Source organism: Streptococcus sp. 2018110, from assembly GCF_019754115.1.
Classification (GTDB): domain Bacteria; phylum Bacillota; class Bacilli; order Lactobacillales; family Streptococcaceae; genus Streptococcus; species Streptococcus hashimotonensis.
This window is the reverse complement of the sequence record NZ_JAIJZO010000010.1, coordinates 42,357-66,972: the sequence shown is the minus strand read 5'-3', so window position 1 is coordinate 66,972 and position 24,616 is coordinate 42,357. Positions and strand designations below refer to the sequence as shown.

At 43.4% G+C, this 24,616-nt stretch carries 23 protein-coding genes; 3 read left to right on the top strand and 20 right to left on the bottom strand.

Annotated elements, in window-relative coordinates:
- Positions 1 to 84 precede the first annotated feature (84 nt).
- From sstT to cdaA, 7 genes are all read right to left on the bottom strand, one after another.
- Complete coding sequence (sstT, locus tag K5Q34_RS07365; RefSeq protein WP_205027878.1) at positions 85 to 1,290, bottom strand: serine/threonine transporter SstT; 1,206 nt, start codon at positions 1,288 to 1,290, stop codon at positions 85 to 87.
- A 366-nt stretch (positions 1,291 to 1,656) separates the two neighbouring features.
- Positions 1,657 to 2,436 carry a serine protease gene (locus K5Q34_RS07360; RefSeq protein WP_239017145.1) on the bottom strand — a complete coding sequence of 260 codons (780 nt, stop codon included), beginning with the start codon at positions 2,434 to 2,436 and terminating at the stop codon, positions 1,657 to 1,659.
- Between the two features lie 174 nt (positions 2,437 to 2,610).
- Positions 2,611 to 3,387, bottom strand: coding sequence for a class I SAM-dependent methyltransferase (locus tag K5Q34_RS07355; protein WP_208546861.1), 777 nt, complete (start codon positions 3,385 to 3,387; stop codon positions 2,611 to 2,613).
- 131 nt (positions 3,388 to 3,518) lie between these two features.
- Complete coding sequence (locus K5Q34_RS07350; protein ID WP_221864780.1) at positions 3,519 to 5,063, bottom strand: ABC-F family ATP-binding cassette domain-containing protein; 1,545 nt, start codon at positions 5,061 to 5,063, stop codon at positions 3,519 to 3,521.
- 163 nt (positions 5,064 to 5,226) lie between these two features.
- Positions 5,227 to 6,576 (bottom strand): phosphoglucosamine mutase, encoded by a 1,350-nt coding sequence (gene glmM / locus K5Q34_RS07345; RefSeq protein WP_221864779.1) that lies wholly within the window; start codon positions 6,574 to 6,576, stop codon positions 5,227 to 5,229.
- A 12-nt stretch (positions 6,577 to 6,588) separates the two neighbouring features.
- Positions 6,589 to 7,293 (bottom strand): YbbR-like domain-containing protein, encoded by a 705-nt coding sequence (locus tag K5Q34_RS07340; protein WP_024399761.1) that lies wholly within the window; start codon positions 7,291 to 7,293, stop codon positions 6,589 to 6,591.
- Positions 7,283 to 8,137, bottom strand: a complete 855-nt coding sequence (cdaA, locus tag K5Q34_RS07335; protein WP_024399762.1) for a diadenylate cyclase CdaA — start codon at positions 8,135 to 8,137, stop codon at positions 7,283 to 7,285. Before cdaA ends, K5Q34_RS07340 begins: the two co-directional genes overlap by 11 nt.
- 181 nt (positions 8,138 to 8,318) lie before the next feature.
- Here cdaA and murT point away from each other — a divergent pair, with 181 nt between their 5' ends.
- Together murT and gatD are read left to right on the top strand one after the other, a co-directional pair.
- Positions 8,319 to 9,662: a lipid II isoglutaminyl synthase subunit MurT gene (gene murT / locus K5Q34_RS07330; protein WP_221864778.1), complete on the top strand. Its 1,344-nt coding sequence runs from the start codon at positions 8,319 to 8,321 to the stop codon at positions 9,660 to 9,662.
- A complete protein-coding gene (gene gatD, locus K5Q34_RS07325) occupies positions 9,662 to 10,450 on the top strand; it encodes a lipid II isoglutaminyl synthase subunit GatD (RefSeq protein ID WP_221864777.1) in 789 nt (262 codons plus the stop codon). Before murT ends, gatD begins: the two co-directional genes overlap by 1 nt.
- Before the next feature lie 140 nt (positions 10,451 to 10,590).
- On the opposite strand, the gene K5Q34_RS07320 is transcribed toward gatD, so the two are convergent.
- From K5Q34_RS07320 to trpX, 12 genes are all read right to left on the bottom strand, one after another.
- The gene (locus tag K5Q34_RS07320) at positions 10,591 to 11,418 is read right to left on the bottom strand and encodes a putative RNA methyltransferase (protein ID WP_221864776.1); all 828 of its coding nucleotides are present in this window, start codon (positions 11,416 to 11,418) and stop codon (positions 10,591 to 10,593) included.
- 6 nt (positions 11,419 to 11,424) lie between these two features.
- A complete protein-coding gene (locus K5Q34_RS07315) occupies positions 11,425 to 11,754 on the bottom strand; it encodes a hypothetical protein (RefSeq protein ID WP_002935667.1) in 330 nt (109 codons plus the stop codon).
- Between the two features lie 8 nt (positions 11,755 to 11,762).
- On the bottom strand, positions 11,763 to 13,661 hold the full coding sequence (gene abc-f / locus K5Q34_RS07310) for a ribosomal protection-like ABC-F family protein (RefSeq protein WP_221864775.1): 1,899 nt from the start codon (positions 13,659 to 13,661) through the stop codon (positions 11,763 to 11,765).
- 100 nt (positions 13,662 to 13,761) lie between these two features.
- On the bottom strand, positions 13,762 to 14,127 hold the full coding sequence (locus tag K5Q34_RS07305) for a hypothetical protein (protein WP_014638331.1): 366 nt from the start codon (positions 14,125 to 14,127) through the stop codon (positions 13,762 to 13,764).
- A 10-nt stretch (positions 14,128 to 14,137) separates the two neighbouring features.
- Entirely contained in the window at positions 14,138 to 14,833 is a 696-nt protein-coding gene (locus tag K5Q34_RS07300) for a M57 family metalloprotease (RefSeq protein WP_024385959.1), read from the bottom strand.
- Between the two features lie 65 nt (positions 14,834 to 14,898).
- On the bottom strand, positions 14,899 to 15,675 hold the full coding sequence (locus K5Q34_RS07295; RefSeq protein WP_105105615.1) for an alpha/beta hydrolase family protein: 777 nt from the start codon (positions 15,673 to 15,675) through the stop codon (positions 14,899 to 14,901).
- 63 nt (positions 15,676 to 15,738) lie between these two features.
- On the bottom strand, positions 15,739 to 17,400 hold the full coding sequence (locus K5Q34_RS07290; RefSeq protein WP_024406880.1) for a ribonuclease J: 1,662 nt from the start codon (positions 17,398 to 17,400) through the stop codon (positions 15,739 to 15,741).
- A 255-nt stretch (positions 17,401 to 17,655) separates the two neighbouring features.
- Positions 17,656 to 18,060, bottom strand: coding sequence for a hypothetical protein (locus K5Q34_RS07285; RefSeq protein WP_105212007.1), 405 nt, complete (start codon positions 18,058 to 18,060; stop codon positions 17,656 to 17,658).
- Positions 18,061 to 18,065: 5 nt separating this feature from the next.
- Entirely contained in the window at positions 18,066 to 18,551 is a 486-nt protein-coding gene (locus tag K5Q34_RS07280) for a prolyl-tRNA synthetase associated domain-containing protein (protein ID WP_105116398.1), read from the bottom strand.
- Between the two features lie 182 nt (positions 18,552 to 18,733).
- On the bottom strand, positions 18,734 to 19,492 hold the full coding sequence (locus K5Q34_RS07275) for an ABC transporter ATP-binding protein (RefSeq protein WP_221864774.1): 759 nt from the start codon (positions 19,490 to 19,492) through the stop codon (positions 18,734 to 18,736).
- Complete coding sequence (locus tag K5Q34_RS07270; RefSeq protein ID WP_221864773.1) at positions 19,489 to 20,355, bottom strand: ABC transporter permease; 867 nt, start codon at positions 20,353 to 20,355, stop codon at positions 19,489 to 19,491. Before K5Q34_RS07270 ends, K5Q34_RS07275 begins: the two co-directional genes overlap by 4 nt.
- A 22-nt stretch (positions 20,356 to 20,377) precedes the next feature.
- Positions 20,378 to 21,379 carry a tryptophan ABC transporter substrate-binding protein gene (gene trpX / locus K5Q34_RS07265; protein ID WP_221864772.1) on the bottom strand — a complete coding sequence of 334 codons (1,002 nt, stop codon included), beginning with the start codon at positions 21,377 to 21,379 and terminating at the stop codon, positions 20,378 to 20,380.
- Positions 21,380 to 22,209: 830 nt separating this feature from the next.
- Between trpX and K5Q34_RS07260 the strand changes: the two genes are divergently transcribed.
- Positions 22,210 to 23,871 (top strand): NFACT family protein, encoded by a 1,662-nt coding sequence (locus K5Q34_RS07260; RefSeq protein WP_221864771.1) that lies wholly within the window; start codon positions 22,210 to 22,212, stop codon positions 23,869 to 23,871.
- Positions 23,872 to 23,898: 27 nt separating this feature from the next.
- Here the strand turns inward: K5Q34_RS07260 and budA are convergent, their stop codons facing one another.
- Positions 23,899 to 24,615 carry an acetolactate decarboxylase gene (budA, locus tag K5Q34_RS07255; protein WP_221864770.1) on the bottom strand — a complete coding sequence of 239 codons (717 nt, stop codon included), beginning with the start codon at positions 24,613 to 24,615 and terminating at the stop codon, positions 23,899 to 23,901.
- Position 24,616: the final 1 nt, after the last annotated feature.

The window sequence follows — 24,616 nt, the reverse complement described above, 5'->3', positions numbered from 1 at the left end:
TATCAAAGTAAGTCTATTTTATCACAAAATGAAAGAGATTTCAGAATTGAAACAACGAAAAAAAGTTGGTCTCCCAACTTCTTTCTATTTTTTCCAAGCAGATCGTTCTGCTACAACTGTAAACAAAACATCGGTTGATGAGTTAAGGGCTGTTTCACAAGAGTCCTGAATCACTCCGACCACAAATCCGACTCCAACTACTTGTATGGCTAACTCATTTGGAATGCCAAAAAGACTACATGCTACTGGGATGAGGAGAAGCGAGCCACCTGCTACCCCAGATGCTCCTGCTGCTGATAGTGATGCAACAACGGATAAAAGAAGAGCTGAGCTGAAATCAACACTGATGCCAAGTGTATGAACAGCTGCCATTGTTAAAATATTAATCGTAATAGCCGCGCCAGCCATATTAATTGTGGCACCGAGCGGAATGGATACTGAATATGTATCTGGATCCACTCCTAAACGTTTGCAGAGCTGCATATTGACAGGAATATTAGCTGCTGAACTTCTTGTAAAAAATGCCGTAACCCCACTAACCCGAAGACATTCAAACACCAGCGGGTAAGGATTTTTCTTCATTACAAGAAAAGCAATCAAGGGATTGACAACAAGCGCGACAAAAAACATGCTTCCAACCAAGAGTAAGAGCAGTAAACCATAGTCTTTTAAAGCTGTCAGACCATTATTTGCAATGGTATCGAAAACCAAGCCCATGATACCAAATGGTGCCAGACCAATAATCCAGCCTACAACTTTAGAAGTTACTTCCGCAGCAGATTGCAATAAATCTTTGGTTGTCTTGCTTGCATGACGAAAGGCCAAGCCAAACACTGCCGCCCATGTCAAAACACCAATATAATTAGCCGTTGCAAGTGCATTGATTGGATTGTCAACGACCTTCAACAAGAGGTCTTGAAATACTTCAGCAATCCCTTGTGGAGGAGTAATGTCCGTAGTCGTTGTAGTAGAAAGAACCAATTTAATAGGGAATAAATAGCTTGCTCCTACAGCAATGAAGGCCGCAGCAAAAGTGCCAAATAGATACAAGCAGATAACTGTCCTCATATTCGATTTTTGACCAGCAGGAGCTTGTGATAGAGCATGTGCAACTAGTGTCAGAACCAAAAGAGGGGCTATAGCTTTCAATGCTCCTACAAATAGACTACCAAAGAGAGCAATGACCGTTATTTTTGGAGCAATTAAGCCTAGTAACACTCCCAAAACAACACCAATTCCGATTTTTCGGATTAAATTCATTTTTTTCCATACAGATATTATTTTATTCACTCATTTACCTCCAAACAAACATTTTTCAATCATAGCAGAAAAATCCAGTCAGGTCAATAGCCTTCGCTTCTAAAATCTATTTTCTGCATGATGCAATCTATGTGTGGCGCCCATATTTTACGAATAAATATACATCTGTAATCAAAACAAAATACTTTATAAGCTTTATCTACTTACTGCCCAGACCTCAACGATTTACGCAATCGTTTTTTTACCTAAACAGATAACTCCACTACTTACTTTTATTTCAAATGATAGCTAGGTAACATTGACCTATCATTTTTTATGTGCGAAAAATGTGTTAGGATTGCAATTAAAAGCCCTGCCTTATCAGTAAAGCAGGACTTTGATGACTCAAGAATATCACTAGTAAATATCAATATTTTTGATACCATTCTTATCAAATAATTGTGTTTTCATCTCCATAGTCAACGGAGTAATAACAATTTTTGAATTAGAATCAATATTGGATACGACACCGATAATGCGACCGTCTACAACAACAGGAGAGCCGGATTGTCCCTTAACACCTGTGATATTGGTTTGAAGCAAACCGTCATAACGGACTTCCGTAATGGTTCCATATTCGTATTCCCAACGTCCGTAGAGATTAATGCTGTTGCTGACCATTAGAAATTGGCGGCCAACTAGGTCATAGGTGTTACGGTAAATTCCTAGCCGAGCATTTGCCGTATTGGCTGTCTGTGTTTTTCTGCTAGGGGTGGTGATTTTCACAAGGGCTACATCACGACTAGCATCCCATGTTCCACCATATCCTGGCATCGGAATGAAGGGATTGAAGGTATTGGTTCTCTTAATTTCTGACAGTTCATAGTATGGTGAAGCATCACCCCAAACAGCATTTCCAGACCAAGTTTGGCTGGTCACACGTCCAGTCCCATCATCAGCCACTACGTGAGCTGCGGTTAATAAAGTATTCGGAGCTATCAGAATGGCTGAACCTTTTTTGGTTTGACCGGAACCAACATTTACTTCCAAATAATGAGATAAATTATATGGATAACTATTGCGTAGAGCTGGATCTGAAACGTGAGACGTCTGTGCTTCAACCTCTACTATTGTAGGAGGAGCCACCGATAGACCGACACTAAGAAGGGCTACGCCAAGCAGTAATTTCGTTTTCATTTGAAAACCTCCTGTTTTTTCTTTCATTATATCAATCCTAATTACAAAATGCAAGCGTTTCCAAGTTTTTTATTCAACTATTTAAGCTCTTCTCATCCATTGACAATAGCCCAAAAATAGGACTAGTACTTATCTAACTAGCCCTGTTAAAATACTTTCTGTCAGAAGATTTGCCTACCACTTTATCGATAAATTCGCTATATAATCTGAGGCAAATTGAGTCAAGCGATTGCGACTATCTTTGGATTCATAAAAATCAATCATGGCAAAACCAGCTCGTAATTGCCCAGCAATCTGCTCTTCTAAGGTGTGGCTAAATTCATAGCCATATTCTGGGTCAATTGTAATTTGTCCTGTTTCTTCTAATTGTCGTGCATTGAAAGGTAGGCTGTACATTGGAACCAATGCTCTGTCTGGATGCTCCCAAACATCATCAGCATCAAAGACATAAATCCAAGGGTTCATGTAACCAACCATGAGCAAGCCACCTTTTTTCAAGACCCGATAGGATTCCCGCCACATATTGGTCAAATCTTCGATATAAACATTTGAAACAGGGCAAAAAATGATGTCAAAACTCTCGTCTTCAAAAGGAAAAGGCTGTGTCATATCTGCCTGCACCGTTTGCAAATCCAGATTTTCTCGCTCAGCAACTAGCCTATCCTTGTCCAACTGTTCCTTGGAGAAGTCCATAATGGTCGTTTGGTAACCGTGAGCCGCAAACATCGGTCCCTGTTGACCACCACCACAGGCCATCCCCAACAATTTCTTGCCTTGGGCCTTTTCAAACCAGTCAAGCGGCACCGTCTTTCCAACCGTCAGGGAAACAGATAAGGGCTTGTCTTTGGCAACAAGAAATTCCTCATGACTGAGCGGAACCGTGTAGGCATTTCCCTGTCTAGCTGAAACTCGATTCCAACGTTCTTGATTGTAGTTTACATAATCTGTCATTCTTATCTCCTCTGGAGAGGCCTAGCAAATCTGACCTCGTTCTATTCTTTTCATATTTTTACCTCCTTTACTATGCTCATTCTATTATAGTATAAGCACAAAGAAAAAGCTACCTTTCGATAGCTTGTTCCTTAAGTCAATTCATTAAAATCCCATACATCGTCCACCCAGCCTTCATAGAAATCAGGCTCGTGGCAGACCATGAGAATTGAGCCCTTATAGGCTTGAAGGGCATGTTTGAGTTCATCCTTGGCATCCACATCCAAGTGGTTGGTCGGCTCGTCGAGAACCAGGACATTGTTTTCACGGTTCATAAGCAAACAGAAGCGAACTTTGGCCTGCTCACCACCTGAAAGAACTTGGATCTGGCTTTCGATATGCTTGGAAGTCAGACCACAACGAGCCAAGGCTGCCCGTACTTCCGCCTGGTTAAGGGCTGGAAAGGCATCCCAAACGGCTTCCAGCGGGGTCTGACGATTGCCGCCAGCTACTTCTTGCTCGAAATAGCCTAGTTCCAGATACTCCCCGCGCTCCACAGAACCGCCTAGCGGTGGAATAATCCCCAGCAAACTTTTAAGAAGAGTAGATTTACCGATACCGTTGGCACCGACAATGGCAATCTTCTGGTTGCGTTCAAAGGTCAAATTGAGCGGTTTACGTGTCAATACACGGTCATAACCAATTTCCAAATCAGTCGTTTGGAAAATAAAGCGACTTGGAGTTCGAGCCATTTTGAAATCAAATGACGGCTTTGGTTTCTCTGCTTGAAGCTCAATAATCTCCATCTTGTCCAATTTCTTCTGACGAGACATGGCCATGTTTCGAGTCGCAACTCGGGCCTTGTTACGGTTAACGAAGTCTTGCAAATCTGCGATTTCCTTCTGCTGGCGTTCGTAGGCCGCCTCCAACTGAGCCCGCTTCATAGCATGGACTTCTTGGAATTGATAGTAATCGCCCGTGTAGCGAGTCAAAAGCTGATTTTCCACATGGTAGACAATGTTAATCACATCATTCAAGAAAGGAATATCGTGCGAAATCAAGACAAAGGCATTTTCATAATTCTGCAAGTAACGTTTAAGCCAGTCAATATGCTCTGCATCCAAGTAGTTGGTCGGCTCATCCAGAAGCAAGATGTCAGGTTTTTCCAAGAGCAATTTTGCCAAAAGAACCTTAGTCCGTTGTCCACCCGATAACTCCGTCACATCCTTGTCCATACCATAGTCCATGACACCAAGCGCACGCGCTACTTCGTCAATCTTGGCATCAAGCGTATAGAAATCACGGCTTTCCAAACGATCCTGCAGTTCGCCAACCTCTTCCATGAGTGCATCCATATCGGCACCCTCTTCTGCCATAGACATGTAAATATCATTGATACGAGCCTCTGTCTTGAAGAGTTCGTCGAAGGCTGTCCGCAAGACATCACGGACTGATTGACCTTTTTCTAGTTTAGCATGCTGGTCTAAATAACCTGCTGTTACATAACGTGACCATTCAACCTTGCCTTCGTCTGGCTGCAGCTGACCTGTCACGATAGACATGAAGGTCGATTTCCCTTCACCATTGGCACCGACAAGACCAATATGCTCCCCTTTCAAGAGACGGAAGGAGACATTTTCAAAAATCGCGCGGTCACCAAACCCATGACTTAAATTCTTTACTTCTAAAATACTCATAATTTCCTCATAACATCAAAGAACTGGAGTAACAAACCCCAGTTTTTACTTTTATTTTCGCAGTAGTTGAGTGGAATTTCTTCGCCTATCAGCTGTGAAATTCCTACTCAACCTTGCGGGGGTTAGACAACGAAATCAAACTCTACGAGTTACTGATTTCTGTCTAACTCCCAATTTCCGCACGGACCACATCGGCAATGGTGTCCACGTAGTAATCGACTTCAGCATCCGTTGGTGCTTCTGCCATAACACGCAAGAGGGGCTCAGTGCCACTTGGGCGAACCAAGATACGACCGTTGCCAGCCATTTCTGCTTCCATTTTTTCAATGATAGCTGCAATAGCAGGAACTTCCATTGCCTTATCCTTCATGCTGTTTTCCACACGGATATTGACCAATTTTTGTGGGTAAATGGTCACTTCTGCTGCCAATTCAGACAACTTCTTACCAGTTTCTTTCATGATTTTGGTCAATTGCACAGCGGTCAACTGGCCGTCGCCTGTGGTGTTATAATCCATCAGAATCACATGTCCTGACTGCTCACCACCGACATTGTAGCCTTCCTTGCGCATTTCTTCAACCACATAACGGTCACCAACTGCGGTCACAGCTTTTTCAATACCTTCACGATCCAAAGCCTTATGGAAACCAAGGTTGGACATAACTGTGGTCACAATTGTATTTTTGGCCAATAGACCTCGATCAGCAAGGTATTTACCAACGATGTACATGATACGGTCACCGTCTACCAAGTCACCATTTTCATCGACAGCAATCAAGCGGTCGCTGTCACCATCAAAGGCAAGTCCAATTTGACTACCTGTTCCTTTGACCAGTTCTTGCAATTTTTCAGGATGAGTTGAACCAACGCCCTCATTGATATTCAAGCCGTCTGGCTTTTCAGCCATTACTGTCAAATCTGCTCCCAAATCTACAAAAATTTGACGTGCAGATGTTGCTGCAGCACCATTAGCTGTATCAAGTGCAACTTTCATACCGTCCAAATCTGTACCAGTTGACACCAAGAATTGCTGGTATTTACGTAGACCTTCTGGATATTCTACCACATCTCCTAAACCTTGAGCAGATGGGCGTGGCAATGTGTCTTCCTCAGCGTCAAGAAGAGCCTCAATTTCCGCTTCCAATGCATCATCCAATTTGAAACCATCACCAGCAAAGAATTTGATACCGTTATCTTGCGCTGGGTTATGACTTGCAGAAATCATGACACCTGCACTTGCTTTTTCAGTTTTGACTAGGTGAGCAACACCCGGTGTCGCCAAAACTCCCAATTTATACACATGAATCCCTACTGATAGAAGTCCTGCAATCAAGGCAGCCTCTAACATTTGACCTGAGATACGTGTGTCACGCGCCACAAAGACACGAGGAATATCCGTCTCATGCTGGCTAAGGACATAACCACCAAAACGACCCAATTTGAATGCTAATTCTGGCGTTAATTCTACGTTTGCTTCTCCACGGACACCATCTGTCCCAAAATATTTACCCATTTTCATAACCTCTTATTTTGTTTTTGTAAGTATAATTTGCATATTTGCTTCCGTCTGAGACAGTACAACTGGCAAGACATTGCCGTCGCTGTCTACAGCCTGTAATTTAGCTGTGCCACTATAGTTCTCAGACAGATTGCTCACATCCATCGCAACAGCTTCGACCCGATCAATCTTAGCCATTGTTTCTTCATCCGTTGTCACTTTAACGGTATCTACGTTGACTGAGACCTTAGACAGACTGTAACCTTCTGCCAATTGATTACTATAGACTCGACCTGCTACTGGGAATGCCTTGCTAACTTTTTTACCAATCTTGACGGTAATCGCATCTGGTGCTAGTGTCGCACTCACTCCTGCCGGCAAATTGGTCAATTGTAGCTTGACAGTTTGTGTCCCATCACTCAACTCTCTCAAATCCGCAGTCACTTGAAAAGTCCGAGTTGACTCGTCTGATTCTCTCTGTAGAAGAACACGATTAGAGCCCCTTAATTCAACTGCCACCGTCGAAGAAAATCCGGAAATAAAATACTTATTTGTATCATATTCAATCTCAATCGGTACATTGTTAAGTGTGTGAACATAGGTTTCTGACTCCGTGTTCTGTGCAGCTGATTCTGAATTTTTATAGTTGGTGGTTGTTGCATAGAAAAAGAGCAACAATGCTAGGAAAATAGATAGGGCTAAGTGACCTACAGCTTTAAACTTATCGTTCATGTTTGCCACCTCCTAATCGCTTCCAGATGGACTTTTTCTCTACATTTTCAGAAATAAAAGTCGCTCGCAACTCTGCTTCAAACTCATCCAAAGTCAAGTCATGTTTGAATATCCCGTTTCGTGCAATAGAGATACTGCCAGTTTCTTCAGAAACAATAAACACAAACGCATCAGATACCTCCGATAAGCCAATGGCTGCACGGTGTCGTGTTCCAAATTCCTTTGAAATTCCTGCGCTCTCTGACAGGGGCAAATAAGCACAAGCAACCGCTACTTTGTCTTCCTTGACAATTACGGCCCCATCGTGTAACGGTGTATTCGGGATGAAAATATTTATTAATAATTCCTGAGATATATCCGCATTGAGAGGAATCCCCGTTGCTCTATATTCTTGTAATGTTTGGGCTTGTTCTACTGCCACAAGTGCACCAATTTTACGCGGAGACATATAAGCAACAGATTTGAGAAAAGCAACAATCAGCTTTTCTTCTGCACTCACAGTATTTGCCCCAAAAATCTGAGTTGTCCTACCGAGTTTTTCAAGCATGGCACGCAACTCTGGTGCAAAAATAACTACTGCTGCAATAACTCCATACGTGATTACTTGATTAATCAGCCAAGCAATCGTCTGCAGACCGAATAAACTAGCTATAATCTGGACAATAATGAAGAGAAAAACCCCTCGAATCAATGTCATAATTTTAGTACCTGCAATAGCCTTACTAAAATTATAAATCAAATAAACAACTATACTAATATCAATTAGGTGCAACAGTGCGGTCCAAGGACTGGCTATCAAACTCGACCAATACCCTGTATCCAGTAACTGGTTTAGGTTTAACATATCATTCTCATACTTTCTAACTCATACATAGTAATGTACTCATTATACCATATTTTTTCCCCTTTTCTTTAGAAAATAGTGACCTTCCTGTTAAAAATATTACAGATTTACTGCAGGAATATATCACATTCCAACACACTCCATTCTAGAAAATCAGTGACCTTTATGATAAAATAGTCCCATGAAAATAAATACAGCTTTGGGTATTCTAGCAGGAAAAAGTTCCCAGTTCATTTTGAAAAAACTAGGACGTGGTACTACCCTGCCTGGAAAAATTGCCCTCAAATTCGATAAACATATTTTAGATAGTTTGGCTAAGGATTATGAAGTCGTTGTTGTGACAGGTACTAACGGTAAGACCCTGACCACCGCCCTGACAGTTGGTATCCTCCAAGAAGCCTTTGGAGAAATTACGACCAATACCAGCGGCGCTAATATGATTACAGGGATTACAGCCACCTTTTTATCTGCCAAGAAAAATAAAAATGGCAAGAAGATTGCCGTCTTGGAGATTGACGAGGCCAGCCTGGCCCGTGTCACCGACTTTATCAAGCCTAGCTTGATTGTCTTCACCAATATCTTCCGCGACCAGATGGATCGTTACGGCGAGATTTATACCACCTACCAGATGATTTTGGACGGGGCTGCCAAGGCACCTCAGGCGACCATTCTCGCCAACGGTGACAGCCCTCTTTTCAACTCGACCACCGTTATCAATCCAGTAAAATACTACGGTTTTGCGACGGAAGAGCATGAGCCACGTCTGGCCCATTACAATACCGAAGGCGTTCTCTGCCCGCATTGCCACCAGATTATCCAGTACAAGCTCAATACCTACGCTAACTTGGGCAGTTACATCTGTAACAACTGTGGCTTTAGCCGACCTGAGCTGGACTACAAGTTGACAGAGTTGAAGGAAATCACCAATACTTCTTCTACCTTTGCCATTGACGGTCAGGATTACAAAATCAACATCGGTGGGCTTTACAATATCTACAATGCCCTAGCAGCTGTCAGCGTAGCAGAATTTTTCGGCGTATCTCCTGAGAAAATCAAGGCTGGTTTTGATAAGTCTAAGGCAGTTTTCGGTCGCCAAGAAACCTTTAAATTGGGCAATAAAGATTGTACTCTGGTCTTGATTAAAAACCCTGTCGGTGCAACCCAGGCCATTGAAATGATGAAACTGGCTCCTTACGATTTTAGCCTGTCCGTCCTTCTCAATGCCAACTACGCTGACGGAATTGATACCAGCTGGATTTGGGACGCCGACTTTGAACAAATCACCCAAATGGACATTCCACAAGTCTTTGCAGGCGGTGTGCGTTCGTCTGAAATTGCCCGTCGCCTCCGTGTGACTGGCTATCCAGAGGACCAGATTACTGAAACACCAAAACTAGAAGACATCATGACCTTGATTGAGCAGTCCAGCAGTCAGCATGCCTATATCCTCGCAACCTATACGGCTATGCTGGAATTCCGTGACTTGCTGGCTCAACGCCAAGCTGTTGGAAAGGAGATGAAATAATGGTCTATACATCATTAAAAAGTCCTGAAAAAGACTACGCTTATGATCTCCACATCGCTCACCTCTACGGTGATTTGATGAATACCTACGGTGACAACGGCAATATCCTCATGCTCAAGTATGTAGCTGAAAAGCTCGGTGCTCGTGTTCAGGTGGACATCGTTTCACTGACAGATGAATTTGACAAGGATTTCTACGACATCGCCTTTTTCGGTGGTGGTCAGGACTATGAACAATCTATTCTTGCAAAAGATTTACCAACTAAAAAAGACAGCTTGGCAGACTTCATCGAAAATGACGGTGTCATGCTGGCTATCTGCGGTGGTTTCCAATTGCTCGGTCAATACTACATCGAAGCTGGCGGCCGCAAGATTGACGGTCTAGGTATCATGGGACACTACACCCTCAACCAGACCAACAACCGCTACATCGGTGACATCAAGATTCACAATGATGAATTCAAGGAAACCTACTACGGTTTTGAAAACCACCAAGGCCGCACCTTCCTAGCTGACAACCAAAAACCGCTGGGCAAGGTTGTCTATGGTAATGGTAATAACAAGGAAGACGGTGGCGAAGGCCTGCACTACAAAAACACCTTCGGCAGCTACTTCCACGGACCAATCCTGTCCCGCAATGCCAACCTAGCCTACCGCTTGGTCACAACTGCCCTCCGTAAAAAATACGGACAAGACATCCAACTTGCCAGCTACGCTGACATCCTCAGCAAAGAAGTCGCTGAAGAATACGGCGATGTAAAAAGCAAGGCAGAGTTTGATACTCAATGAAAATCAGAATCAGACTAGGCGACGCAGATGCAGATAGAACTGAAGTTCATCAAATCAAGTCAACAACGTCTGACTTTGATTTTCGAAGAGTATGAGAAATAAAGCAAAACCGCTTCTGAAATCAGAGGCGGTTTCATTTTTTATATCGTACCAATCAAAAGCACTCCCTCAACCGTAATCTCGGTCAACTGGCTCAAATCCAACTTGGACTGGTCCACTTGGAAAAAGAGAGGCGTCATGTCTGCCAGGACTTGAGCATGGGCGGCTGTAATCGGCATAGTCTGGCTGACCATCACCTGCTCCACCTGCCCCACGTAAGACCTGAAATGGTCCACAATCTCCTGGTTATCATAGGCTTCCTTGCGGAGTTGGTCTTTGGCTAAATGGCGGAGCTCCTTGAGGTGATTGGGTCCTGGGACCAGCTTGAGAATAGCCCCACCAGTTTTCAGTACTCTGGCAAACTCCTGATAATTGGCTGGGGAAAAGATATCCAAGATGCCGTCAATGGTCTTATCTTGAATGGGCAACCTGGTCAAGTCCCCGACAAACCATTTGACCGACTTGGCACTGTCAGATCTTGCTGCCAAGAGAATGGAGTCCTTAGAAATATCAAAAGCAAGAATGTCCAAGTCCATTTTCTCGGCTAATTTGCGGGAATAAAAGCCCTCCCCACAGCCGATGTCCAAGACAGACCGCAAGCCTAGCTCTGCTATTTTCCCCTCCAAAGCCTCATAGAGATGATCGTAATAGCCCGCCTCTAAAAAGGCCTGGCGGTTTTCAAAGCTAGACTTGTGGTAGTTGGCGGACTGCTTGACCTGGGGTGCCAGATTGACGTAGCCCTGCTTGGCGATGTCGAAGGTGTGGCGGTTGGGACAGCGGAGGCTGTTGAGATCAAGACCAAGAGCCTGCCCACAATGTGGACAGGCGAAAAATTGGTCGCTATTAAGGAAACGTGGGTGTTTGGTCATGAAAATCTATCCTCTTTCTTCATCTATTCCAAGAAAAGTATCCAAGATAAACTCCCTATCTAGTTTGTCTATATCTTTTTTATCAATTTGATGTCCGTAGGAATAACTAGAAATAGGCTTTGCTATTGACTCTACCCAGAAGAGCTTATCAAAATCGGAATAAATGTCATAGCTAAGGACTTTTCTACGAGTTTCATCTCTATCAAAACAAACTAATTGGCACTGGACAGCTGAAGGATAGGTTTCAAAATATTGGGACAATTTTGTCTGAATCAGTTTGGATAATTTATTAAATCGTAAGTTATCTTCGAGTGTTTCTGTATTCTGTTGGATCATCTTATTTCTTACCCCATCTGCTCAGATAATGCTTCCCATTCTTCCATGAGGCTTTCTTGTTGGACTGTCAGTTGGTCGATTTCTTTCTGGTAATCGGTCAGCTGGGCGATATCGTTTGTTTCTAGCATGGCTTGGTTGAGTTCGCTTAGGCGGTTTTCGATGTTGTCGATTTCTGCCTCGATTTGCTCGATGCGGCGGGCCAGTTTGCGTTGCTCTTTTTGGTTTTCCTTTTGAGCTTGGTAGTCCATGGCTCCGGCTGATTGGCTGCTGCTTTCTAGCTGGTCAGGCTGGGCTTCTGCTTGCTGCTCTGCCTTTTTCTCCAAATAATAATCATAGTCGCCCAAGTAGAGCGTGGAGCCCGTTTCCGAGATTTCCAGGACCTTGGTGGCGACGCGGTTGATGAAATAGCGGTCGTGGCTGACAAAGAGCAGGGTGCCGTCAAAGTCGATCAGGGCATTTTCCAGGACCTCCTTGCTGTCGATGTCCAGATGGTTGGTCGGCTCGTCGAGGATGAGGAAGTTGTTGTTTTCCATGGACAGCTTAGCGAGGAGCAGGCGGGCTTTTTCCCCACCAGATAGCATGGAGACAGACTTTTTGACATCGTCACCTGAGAAAAGGAAAGCTCCAAGGCGGTTGCGGATTTCCACTTCAGGCGTGGTCGGAAAGGCTGACCAGAGCTCCTCCAAGACGGTATTGGAAGGCGTCAGGGCCGACTGGGTCTGGTCATAGTAGCCCACTTCCACATTGGCACCGAGCTTGGCTTCCCCTTTGATAAATGGCAGAGCTCCGATGATGGATTTGAGCAGGGTTGTTTTTCCGATTCCATTCGGACCGACAATGGCAATGGCATCCAGCTTTCGTTGGTCAATGGAAATAGGCTGAGAAAGTATTTCTCCATCGTAGCCCACCGCAGCATTTTCCACTGTCAAGACGATATTTCCTGAAGTCTTGTCCGACTGGAAAGTCATGTTGGCAGACTTCTGACCAGTTGTTGGCTTGTCCAGTCGCTCCATCTTTTCCAACTGCTTGCGTCTAGCCTGAGCACGCTTGGTGGTCGAAGCACGGACAATATTTTTCTGGACAAAGTCTTCTAGTTTGGCAATTTCCTTCTGCTGCTTTTCATAGTTTTGCAATTCCGTTTGCAACTTCTGCTCTTTGAGCTCGACAAACTGAGAATAATTGCCCACATAACGATCCAAGGAATGCTTGGTCAAATCCAGTGTCAGTGTCGCCACCTTGTCCAAGAAATAGCGGTCATGGCTGACGATAATCAAGGCTCCCTTGTAATGCACGAGGTAGTTTTCCAGCCAGGCAATCGTGTCAATGTCCAGGTGGTTGGTCGGCTCGTCGAGGACCAAGAGTTCTGGGCTTTCAAGAAGCATTTTTGCCAGTGCAAGTCGAGTGTTTTGACCGCCAGAAAGTTCGGAGATTTTCATGTCCCACATGGTCTGGTCAAACTTAAAGCCGTTCAAAATAGCACGGATATCTGCCTCATAGTTAAAACCACCTGCCAGACGAAATTCTTCCGACAGACTATCATAGGTCTTCATGAGCTGGTCGAGTTCATTACCAGACAAACTGCCCATTTGCTCTTCCATAGACCTCAGGCGTTTCTCCGTCATCCGCAGGTCGTCAAAGACATGGAGCATTTCATCGTAAATGGTATTTTCAGACTCAAAACGGCTGTCCTGTGCCAGATAAGAAAGGGACAAATCACGCTTGGTTGAAATTTCACCGCTGGTCGCTGCTTCTTCTCCGACAAGGATTTTGAGCAGAGTAGACTTGCCTGCTCCATTTTTTCCGACAAGGGCAATCCGATCCCGCTCGTCCACTTGAATATTGATATTATTAAATAAAACCTCGCCCGCAAAAGAGCGTTCAATCTTGTTTCCACTTAGAATAATCATAAAAATATTGTACCATAATTTAGGGTAACAGTGCGGAATCCTTTTTCTGATTTCAACAAAAAACAGCGACTTTACCGTCACTGTCCTTCTCAAAAAATATTTAGACCAAACCGCTAAGCAATTCCCTATTCTGCCAGAGCAGGTAAAGACCACCGCCGATAATAATCAGCATGATGACAAACTTAATCAAGCCCTTGACAAAGCGGATGACCAGCATCAAAATCATCGAAACAATCAGCCATCCCCAAGCGGAAGAATTGAGTAAGGTTTGCATACTCTCTAGACTTGCACCTGTCCAGGCCTTGATTGGTTCGGGGATTTTATCAAACCAGTTGCTATCTATACCGATTTGTTCCATAATCGAATGGCTGGTAGACTGCATCCATGCAAAAATCCCAGCATTATAGAGAAAGAGCAGAGCTTGCTCAGGATAACGTTTTATTGTGTTTGTAATTGTTCGAAGCATATTTTCCCTTCTATTCTGAATACAAGGCAAGGACCGCATCAATATCTGCCTGCTGAATACCATGATTAGATCCTGCCGATTCCATAACAGAGGTCTGACTATCTTCATGATCTAGGCCAATAGCATGGCCCAATTCATGCTCAGCTGTATGGATAATTCTATCCATATCATAACCATATTGGTCGTTTAATAAATAAAAACTATTCAGACGCACCGTTACAGAGCTATAATAATTTGTCAATAAATTAGTCGTTGAATTGGCCTCGCCTGCTGCCTGAGTATTTCCATCATTCATCTCAGTAGCAATAATATCGGCCTGATTTGGATCACTTGTCATCACAAAAGTGAAGGCCCCTGTCGCATTCCAATTGGCAATAGCTGTTTCATAGGCAGCTACAAATGTTGGATTCTGGGTTTCAATGTAAACAGTCGCAGTATTGCTTTCCCAACGACCATGATCGGCTGTATTAACCGTATCAGTAGTCAGGTGCTTAATGGTATTAACACCTTCTTCAATCGTCACTTCAGACTGCCCTTTGACCATCAATTGCACTTCTTGAGCTAGAGTTTGTAACATCTGAGGCGCTGCTTCCTGTTGAAAATAGAATAACAGACCTAGACCACAAGCCAATAACACCATTGATAACCAAATCAGACCCCAAAATGTCCGCCAAATCCACCGTAGAATATTTCCAATAAGTTTCATAGACTATACCTCTTTCTAGAAATAGGTTTTAGTATAGCCATAATTTCTGAAACTTTTCTTAAAATCTAAGATAATCTTTCTTCCAATTTGAAATCAATGGGCAGCCAGGCCAAAACTTTCTCAATCTGTTGGTTCCAGTAGTACCACTCATGTTTACCAGGTCCGAAACTTGCCTCTATATCAAATCCCAGCTCTTTTAACTCCTCAACTGCCTTTTGATGCCCCTCAAAGAGAAAATCTTCCTCACCACACCAGGCATAAAATTTGGTCTTTTTATCGGATTGTTTAGCAATTTCTAACAAATTATTTGGATTCTGTTTATCAGAAATGTCACCAAATACTCCTTGCCAATACGAAAGACTTCCCAATTCTGCTGCCGCTGGATTATCAAAATCAAAATACAATGCGCCTGAAAGCGAAGCTGCGTGTGAAAAACGATTGGTCATCATAGCAATCTTGAAGGTCCCATAACCACCCATAGACAAACCAGCTATAAAATTCTTCTCCCGCTTGTCAGACATATTTGGGAAAAATCGTTTGAGAATTTGAGGCAACTCTACTGCAATAGCATCATAATAATTCATACCGTAAGTAGTATTGGTATACCAGCCTTTATCTGTATTGACCATAACCACGATAAGATTGGTATAACGAACCAACCGTTCCACTGTAGAACGATTCAGCCAGGAATCCTGATTTCCTCCCATACCGTGCAAAAGATATAGGACAGGAATGTCGTTGTCATCAGGATTTTCCACACGATTGCGATCTGGATATAAAACCGTAACCTGTCTAGACATATCTAGAGCTTCTGAGTGGTATTCAATTTTCATTATTGCCATAAATCTTCTCCTTATGGTAAAGAGCCTGAGTTTCCTCGGCTCTTCTTATGTATATAAATCAGCTTACTTAACTTCCATAATTACCGGTAAAATAGCTGGGCGACGTTTGGTTTGGTCAAAGAGGAATTTTGCTAAATCATCGCGAACAGCACTCTTAAGCTCTGTCCAGTCAAAGCTATCCTTTGTAAAGTAATTTTCCACCGTTGTATTCACCAATTCTGATGCCTCACGCAAGATGTCCTTGCTCTTTTTCACGTAGACAAAACCACGAGTATTGACCTTGGCTTTAGAAATGATTTTTTTCTCACGGCGGTTGACAGTGATAGCCACGATAAAGATACCGTCTTCTGAGAGGATCTTACGGTCACGAAGGACGATATTTCCAACATCGCCCATGGCATTTCCGTCAATCATGACATCACCAGCAGGAACCGCTCCGCTATGGACAAAATCCCCCTCTTCAAAAGCCATGACATCTCCACGCTTAACGATGATAATGTTTTCTGGATACATACCGATTTCAAGCGCAGCCTTAGCGTGAGCATCCAATTGACGATACTCCCCTTGAACTGGGAAAAGATATTTAGGCTTCATGATGTTGAGCATAAGCTGCAAATCACGCGCATTCCCATGCCCCGATACGCGAAGATTCTTTGTGATAGATTTTACGGTACCACCAGCCTTGTAAATCAAGTTCTCCACACGAGCAACAACCGCTTCTTTTGAAATACTTGGAGTGGTAACAATATAAACTAGATCACCTTCTTTGATTTCAACGTAGCGATGTCTACCGATAGACATTTTACGCAATCCATTTAACGGCTCGCCCATACGACCAGTTTCTAAAATAATCAATTCATGGTCTTCATACTTGTTCATATCCTTTGGTTTTACCAACAGGCGTTCGCTGACCAAACGAAGTTTTTTCAATTGAATCGCTGTTCGGACAATGTTTTCCACATCATGTCCTGTCAATACGACACGACGACCAGTTGCTTCTGCCGCATCAAAAATCTGTTGAATACGTACAATATTGCTGGCAACTGCTGCCACAATAACACGCCCATCACAGTCAGCAATCGTATTGAGAATTTCCTCCCCAGCCTCATGCATGCTCGCTACTTGAACATTGCTATCTGCGTTAGCTGAGTCTGACAAGAGGGCCAACACACCTTCGTTACCGATTTCAGCCAATCGCCCAAAATCCGTACGATAAAATTTATCTGCCGCCTGGTCAAACTTAAAGTCACCTGTGTAGACAATATTTCCTTCATCCGTCTTAACGACAATTCCTAAACTCTCTGGAATAGAGTGGGTCGTCTGAAAGAAAGATACCACTGAATCTCCGAAATCAATTTCAGTGTCAGCATTGATAACATGGAAATCATTAAATTTCTTAGTAGCATTATTCCCCTTGACAAGTAGTTTAGCCAATTCGATCGTCAAGTGCGAACCAAATACTGGCACTTTCACTTTCTCCAAGAGATAAGGAAGCGCTCCGATAGCATCCGCATGCCCGTGAGATAAAAAGACCCCTGCTACACGGTGCTTATTTTCTTCCAAATAATCGAAATTAGGGACGACTACATCCACACCTAACTGTTCATTCTCTGGGTACTTTGCCCCCGCATCCAAAACAAAAATATGTTCATTCACTTCGGCAATGTACAGGTTTTTTCCATTTTCCCGCACACCCCCAAGAGCCATAATTTTAATTGTACTCATCTTTACTCCTTTTGGACATCCCACAGATGTCCATTTTATTTTTCTTACCAACGGTCCTTGGGAATTCCAAGTCGAATTACAGTCTGCTATGTCGGAGCTCTATTTGCAAAAGACACACTTTGGTTCAACATTATATTCACCCATCAAAGCAACTTTTAAATAGAAATTCCTAAATAGCTATCGCTTCTATTATACATTTTTTCAAGAAAATTTACAAAAAACTCCGCTGAAAATCAACGAAGTTCTACATATACATTAGTAACCATGTCCCTTATGTTCCCACTTACCACCAACATTCCGCACTAAAATCCATTTCCAATCCGTATGGGTACTATTAGGTTCTAAGGTGGGCTCTGCCCCCTCAGCTGCTACCTTAAAAGACGAAGTTAGGATAATGGCTTCCTCTGCACCATAGTGCTCCGCCCACTCATCAAATTCCTTTTCATTATCACCACTATAACCGATAGTCAGCAATTTACAACTTTTAAAATGGTGATCAAAGTAATCTTCAACTACAAGAATAGCCGCTTCAATCTCTTTTTCCGTATACAATGCTGATTGTTCCATCGGTTCAATCTCTGCCTGATAAGCTGCTCCTGTCCGACATCCTACCAAAAAGAGACAACACAACAGACTACAAATAGCTAAACATTTTCTCATCTTTGTTACCCCAAGTCAACAATCGTTGCTGAAAAGCCAAGCTCTTCGACAAAACGTAAAATATCCTCTGTCTTTACAAAAATTGTTTTCGTATTAACATTGGGGTGAAAGGTTAGAATGGATTCAGAAAGGATTTCTTTATCAAAAAAGACTTGAATATCCTTATCAACATTATGTAACAAGCCAAAAACAGATACCGCACCCGCAGGCAAGTGCATTTTTTCCATCAAGCTATCACTCGAGGCCATTCGAATGCGGTTGGCTCCCACCAAATCACGAAACTGGTCCATATCCAGCTGCTTCTGGTCATCCATGATCAGTAAATAAAATGCAGTCTTTTTCTTATTAGTCAGAAACATAGACTTGGTCCGTACTCCTTCTAACCCTTCAATGTAACGGTCTGCTTCCTCAGTTGTCAGAGCTGGTGGATGCTCTACAATGGTGTAGTCCATTCCCAAGTTAGCTAAGCTTTCAAAAACCAATTTATCCATGACAGCACCTCTTGATATATTTAGTATATTATACTTCTTTATAACTAAAAATTCAAAGGATAAGAAAAGCCTGGAGTACTCCAGACTTTAGACCTGTATTCACAAGAGATGTGTTTGATATAAAATTCAGTTTTAGCCAAAACCAAACTTGGTTGGAGGTTGCGAACTATCCACACAGGTTCTTAATCAAACAACTTATAATAATCTTCCAGTTTCATCTTGGATTTTTCTTCAGCTGTTTGGTCCTGAATAATCTGACCATTTTTCATGACAATCAAGCGATTACCGTGACGCAGCGCATCTTCCATCTGATGAGTGACCATGAGGGCCGTCATTCCCTTGGTCGCAATCAATTCATCTGTTAACTGCATCAAGGATTGGCTAGTTTTAGGGTCAAGGGCTGCAGTATGCTCATCCAAGAGTAAAAGTTCAGGCTGTTTCAAACTCGCCATCAACAAACTCAATGCCTGGCGTTGACCCCCTGATAAGAGCCCTGCTGGCGTGTCCAGATGTTTTTCTAGACCATTTCCCACTCTCGGCAAAAGCTGGGCAAATTCTTCCGTCTGTTGGGCCAATCTGCGTGGCACTAAGCCCCGTCCCTCGCCGCGATACTTAGCTATCAGTAGATTTTCTGCCACCGTCATCCGCGGAGCTGTGCCCATTTTCGGATCTTGGAAAACACGGGCCAGATACTTGGCACGTTTTTCTGCAGGCCAATTGGTCACATCCTCACCAAGAATATAGACTGAACCACTGGTCAAGGGTAGGGTTCCAGCAATGACATTAAAGAGGGTTGACTTCCCAGCTCCATTTCCACCCAAAATGGTAATAAAATCACCCTGATAGATGGTCAGATTGACATTGTCCAAAATCACACGTTCTTCATCAAAACCGTTTGTCACCACCTTGGTGGCATTTTTTAATTCAACAATTGCTTTCATCGTGACAGACTGGCTCCTTTCAGAAGTTTATTTTTTAACTCAGGAACCATGAGGCAGACCGCCAGAATCATGGCCGAGAAGATACGGAGGTAGCTGGTATTGATACCGAGGGAAATAACAACCAAAATTAAGAACTGATAGAAAATCGCTCCGACAACAATGGCCAAGAATCGTTCTAACATAGTAAGGTTACCATAAATTACCTCACCGATAATCAGACTAGCCATACCGACTACAATGACACCAATGCCACGCGACACATCCGCATAGCCTTCTTGTTGTGCAATCAAGGCACCTGCAAGAGCGATGATCCCATTTGAAAGAACAAGGCCTAGCAACTCCATTCGACTTGTATTGATACCAAAACTGCGTGCCATATCTGAATTATCCCCTGTTGCAATAAAGGCTTGTCCAAGGCGAGTATAGAGGAAAAACATCAAGGCACCAATCACCACCACTAGGCTACCTAGACCTAGCAAGAGACCATTAATTTGCTCAGAAAAAGGAAGGAAATCTTGTAAACGTTTGGTATTCAGTAATCCTAGATTTGCCCTACCCATGATAAATAGAATGACAGAGTGACAGGAAGACATGACCAAGATACCAGCCAGGAGAGTGGGAATTTTCCCCTTGGTATAAAGCAAGCCTGTGACAAAGCCCGCCAAACAGCCAACAAGAACTGCTGCTAGAGTAGCCAAGATAGGATGAACTCCTTGCGTCAATAAGGTAACAGCAACCGCTCCTCCAAGTGGGAAAGAGCCCTCTGTCGTCATATCAGGAAAATTCAGAATCCGAAAGGTAACGAATATTCCCAAACCTAGTACAGCCCATAAAAGAGCCTGTGAAACTGTTGATACAATCATATTTTTCCTTTTCTCTTATCTCTTATTCGATAACCTTGCTTGCTTTACTAATCACGTCATCTGACAAGGTAATTCCTAATTCTTTAGCAACTTTTTGGTTAACGACAACGGTTCCTTCGTTAAAGATTTGTACAGGTGTATCCGCTGGATTGGCACCATCAAGAATTTTTGCAGCCATCTTACCAGTTGCCACACCCAAGTCATATTGGCTAAGGGTAACAGATGCGATACCTCCACCTTCTACCATGTCTTCTACGCTGGTGAAAATCGGAGTTTTGGTTTTATTTGCCACAGATACGACAGTTGAAAATGCTGAGGCAACTGTGTTGTCTACTGGTGTAAAGAGAACATCTGCTTTACTACTTGCGACCTCTACTGTCGCTGCAATTTCATTACTAGAAGCAACTGCATATTCAAGAACAGTATAGCCAGCCTCTTCTGCTGCTGCCTTAAATTCCGCTACTTGAATTTTTGAATTGTCCTCGTTTGAAGAATAGAGGACACCGATAGTTTTAGCGTCTGGCGTAATTTCTTTAATGAGAGAAACTGCATCTGCTACTGGTGTCTGGTCAGATACCCCTGTGATATTTCCACCAGGATTTTTCAAATCCGTCACCAGGTTGGCTCCGACTGGATCTGTCACAGCTCCCATGATAATGGGTAATTCTGTGGTTGCATTGGCAAGACCTTGTGCGGCAGGTGTTGCGATACCAATCAATAATTCATTGCCATTGTCCACCAGTTTTTTACTCATGGTTTGAACTTGGGATTGATCACCCTCAGCATTCATAAAATCAATTTCTAAATTATCCGTTGTGGTATAACCACCTTCTTTAAGACCTGCCTTGATTCCCTTATAAATCTCATCTAATGAATCATGTGTCACAAATTGCAGAACTCCAATTTTAACTTTTTCTGTGCTATTAGATGAATTGCTCTGTTCTTTTTGCGTCAAAAACAGGGCAGCAATTACCATAACGGTAAGGGCAACAATTGTAGCAAGTAAATTTTTATTTTTCAACATATTCATTCTCCTTTAAAAATACACAATATTCAATCTCTATATCATCAATATTTTATCCCACCATCGCCATCGTTTCATCATGATTACCTCGTATTATCTATCATTGTCAAAGTAGATTGCTTTTAGATAAGGAACGGAGGCGCAGACATAACTCAAGTTAGGCAAGCCGAACGTGACGCAATATAAAAGTAATCTACGAAGACAATGGAAAAGCCCCCGCATATTGAAAAACAATACGCGAGGGCGTCAATGACACGGTGCCACCTCACTTATGGGAATTGTCTAGAATCCTCCCATATCTCATCTCCTCTAACAAGGAGTTGCACTGTAAGGTGTGCGGACCGAACTATCATTGTTTTAAGTTCATTTGCGTGACTGTTTTGGCTAGTTACTTCGTTAACTCTCCTTGCTATACCGCCAGTATAAGCTGCGACGACCTGCCTCGTACTCGGCCAAAACAGTCTACGCAAAGTATGCTATGCCAAACAATCCTTGTGAATTTAGGGTATTTTAGGACTAGGCAGTCGGGTGAAGGCAGTACTGGTGGTACGGCAAGACCGACTAACGACGTCATAAAATAGACATAAATGCACATCAGCCCATTTCATAAAACTCCGCCACCTGTTCCCAGTACCACAGGCTCCCTGAAGACTTCTGCTTTACTACTTCTTCTGATTACAGACGATTATACGGCATCCATCAATCTTTGTCAATACTTTTGATTAAATTTTCTGAAAACTTTTTATGTCAGTAGGGACTACCAGTCTCATCAAAAAACATCAAAATATGATATACTAGACTGAGTTATAGTTATTAGAAAGAGGAAAAACATGTCTTTTGACGGATTTTTTTTACATCACATGACGGCTGAGTTAAGGGCCAATTTAGAAGGTGGGCGGATTCAGAAAATCAACCAGCCCTTTGAACAGGAAATTGTCCTTAACATCCGCAGTAACCGTCAGAGCCATAAGTTGCTCCTGTCCGCCCATTCGGTTTTCGGGCGGGTTCAGCTGACCCAGTCGGACTTTACCAATCCAAAGGTTCCCAATACCTTTACCATGATTCTGCGGAAATACTTGCAGGGTGCTATTATCGAGGAGATTCGTCAATTGGACAATGACCGCATCTTAGAATTTTCAGTATCCAACAAGGACGAGATTGGCGACCATATCCAAGCTACCTTGATTGTGGAAATCATGGGCAAGCACAGCAACATCATCTTGGTAGATAAGTCTGAACAGAAGATTATCGAGGCTATCAAGCACGTTGGTTTCTCGCAAAATTCCTACCGAACTATCTTGCCTGGTTCCACCTACATTCGTCCACCGGAGACGCATTCTCTCAATCCTTACACGGTATCTGACGAGAAATTATTTGAAATCCTATCGACTCAGGAACTGAGTCCAAAAAATCTCCAACAACTTTTTCAAGGTTTGGGTCGGGATACGGCTTCTGAACTGGCCAGTCATTTGCAGTCAGACCGCCTGAAGAACTTCCGTGCCTTTTTTGAACAGGCAACACAGCCTAGCCTGACAGACAAGTCCTATGCTGCTCTGCCATTTGCCAATAGCCCTGAAAACCAGCCATACTTTGAGAGCCTGAGCAGTCTGCTGGACTTCTACTATCAGGACAAGGCGGAGCGGGATCGGGTGGCCCAGCAGGCCAATGAGCTGATCAAGCGGGTGGCCAGTGAGCTGGAGAAGAATCGTAAGAAGCTAGTCAAGCAGGAACTGGAATTGGCGGATACGGAGACGGCGGAGTTGGTGCGGCAAAAGGGTGAGCTCTTGACCACCTATCTACATCAGGTACCCAATGACCAGCCGAGCGTGATTTTGGACAACTACTATACGGGTCAGGAGCTGGAGATTGAGTTGGATGTGGCTTTGACTCCTAGCCAAAATGCCCAACGTTACTTCAAGAAGTACCAGAAACTCAAGGAGGCGGTCAAGCACCTGACCAACTTGATTGAGGAAACCAAGGCGACCATCGTCTATCTGGAATCCGTTGATACCATGCTGGGACAGGCTAGTTTGGCAGAAATCGACGAAATCCGTGAGGAGTTGATTGAAACAGGCTACCTCAAACGCCGTCATCGTGAGAAAATCCATAAGCGTCAGAAACCGGAACGTTACTTGGCAACGGACGGGAAGACCATTATTCTGGTCGGGAAAAATAACCTGCAAAATGATGAATTGACCTTCAAAATGGCTAAAAAGGGCGAACTCTGGTTCCACGCCAAAGACATTCCAGGTAGCCACGTGGTCATCACAGACAACTTGGCCCCAAGTGACGAAGTCAAGACAGATGCGGCTGAATTGGCCGCCTACTTCTCCAAGGCTAGACATTCCAACTTGGTTCAAGTCGATATGATAGAAGCTAAGAAACTGCATAAGCCAACAGGTGGCAAGCCAGGTTTTGTGACCTACCGAGGTCAGAAGACCCTCCGTGTCACCCCAACAGAAGACAAAATAAAATCCATGAAAATCAATTGATTTTCATGGATTTTTCTGTATTGAAACCTACTCCGCCTTATCAATATCTTCTCTGACTTCCTTGGCATTGAACTTAGCGAAAAGATACTGGCGGTCTTGGACTGGAAAGCGTTGATCCAGTTGATCTACTGGTCCTACTTCCACCATTCCTTCTGAGATAACATAGTCCATGACATGCCCACCGAAGGTCAAATCATCTGAGATAAAATGCAAATGATAGCCCGCCACGCTGACCCCGTGAAAAATCTCTGGTGTCCAAATACCAACAATGGTACCTGAAATATTCTCAGCAGTATACTCAGGCTGGCGACTTGCCACCTCCGCAAAACGAACATCCGAAGCCGATTTGGGAATCATGCGGACATGCATCCGAGCAAACGTCCCTTTTATTTTGATGGAGCGAAAGAGGTTTTCACCATCATAATATGACTCAATCCGCTGTTGCAATTCCTCATGAGTCATTTCAAAGCGTTGTTTGAAAATGACTTCTGCCTCATGGAAAATGACCGCCGCATAGGGAACCTTCATATCAGCAGGAACTTCAACCACTTCTGGTTTTTCCCCTGCTCCCTTGGCCTGATAGGCCTTTCCATCCAAGACAATCAGCTCGCCGTCAATAGAATCCAGGGTCCCCAAACCCAAATCACCATGTTCCAACAATTCGCCAACCGTCAAGGAGCCGCCATACAGTCCAGCCATCAAGGCACCGAGTGTATTGTATTGAAATAATCGATTTACTTGCATA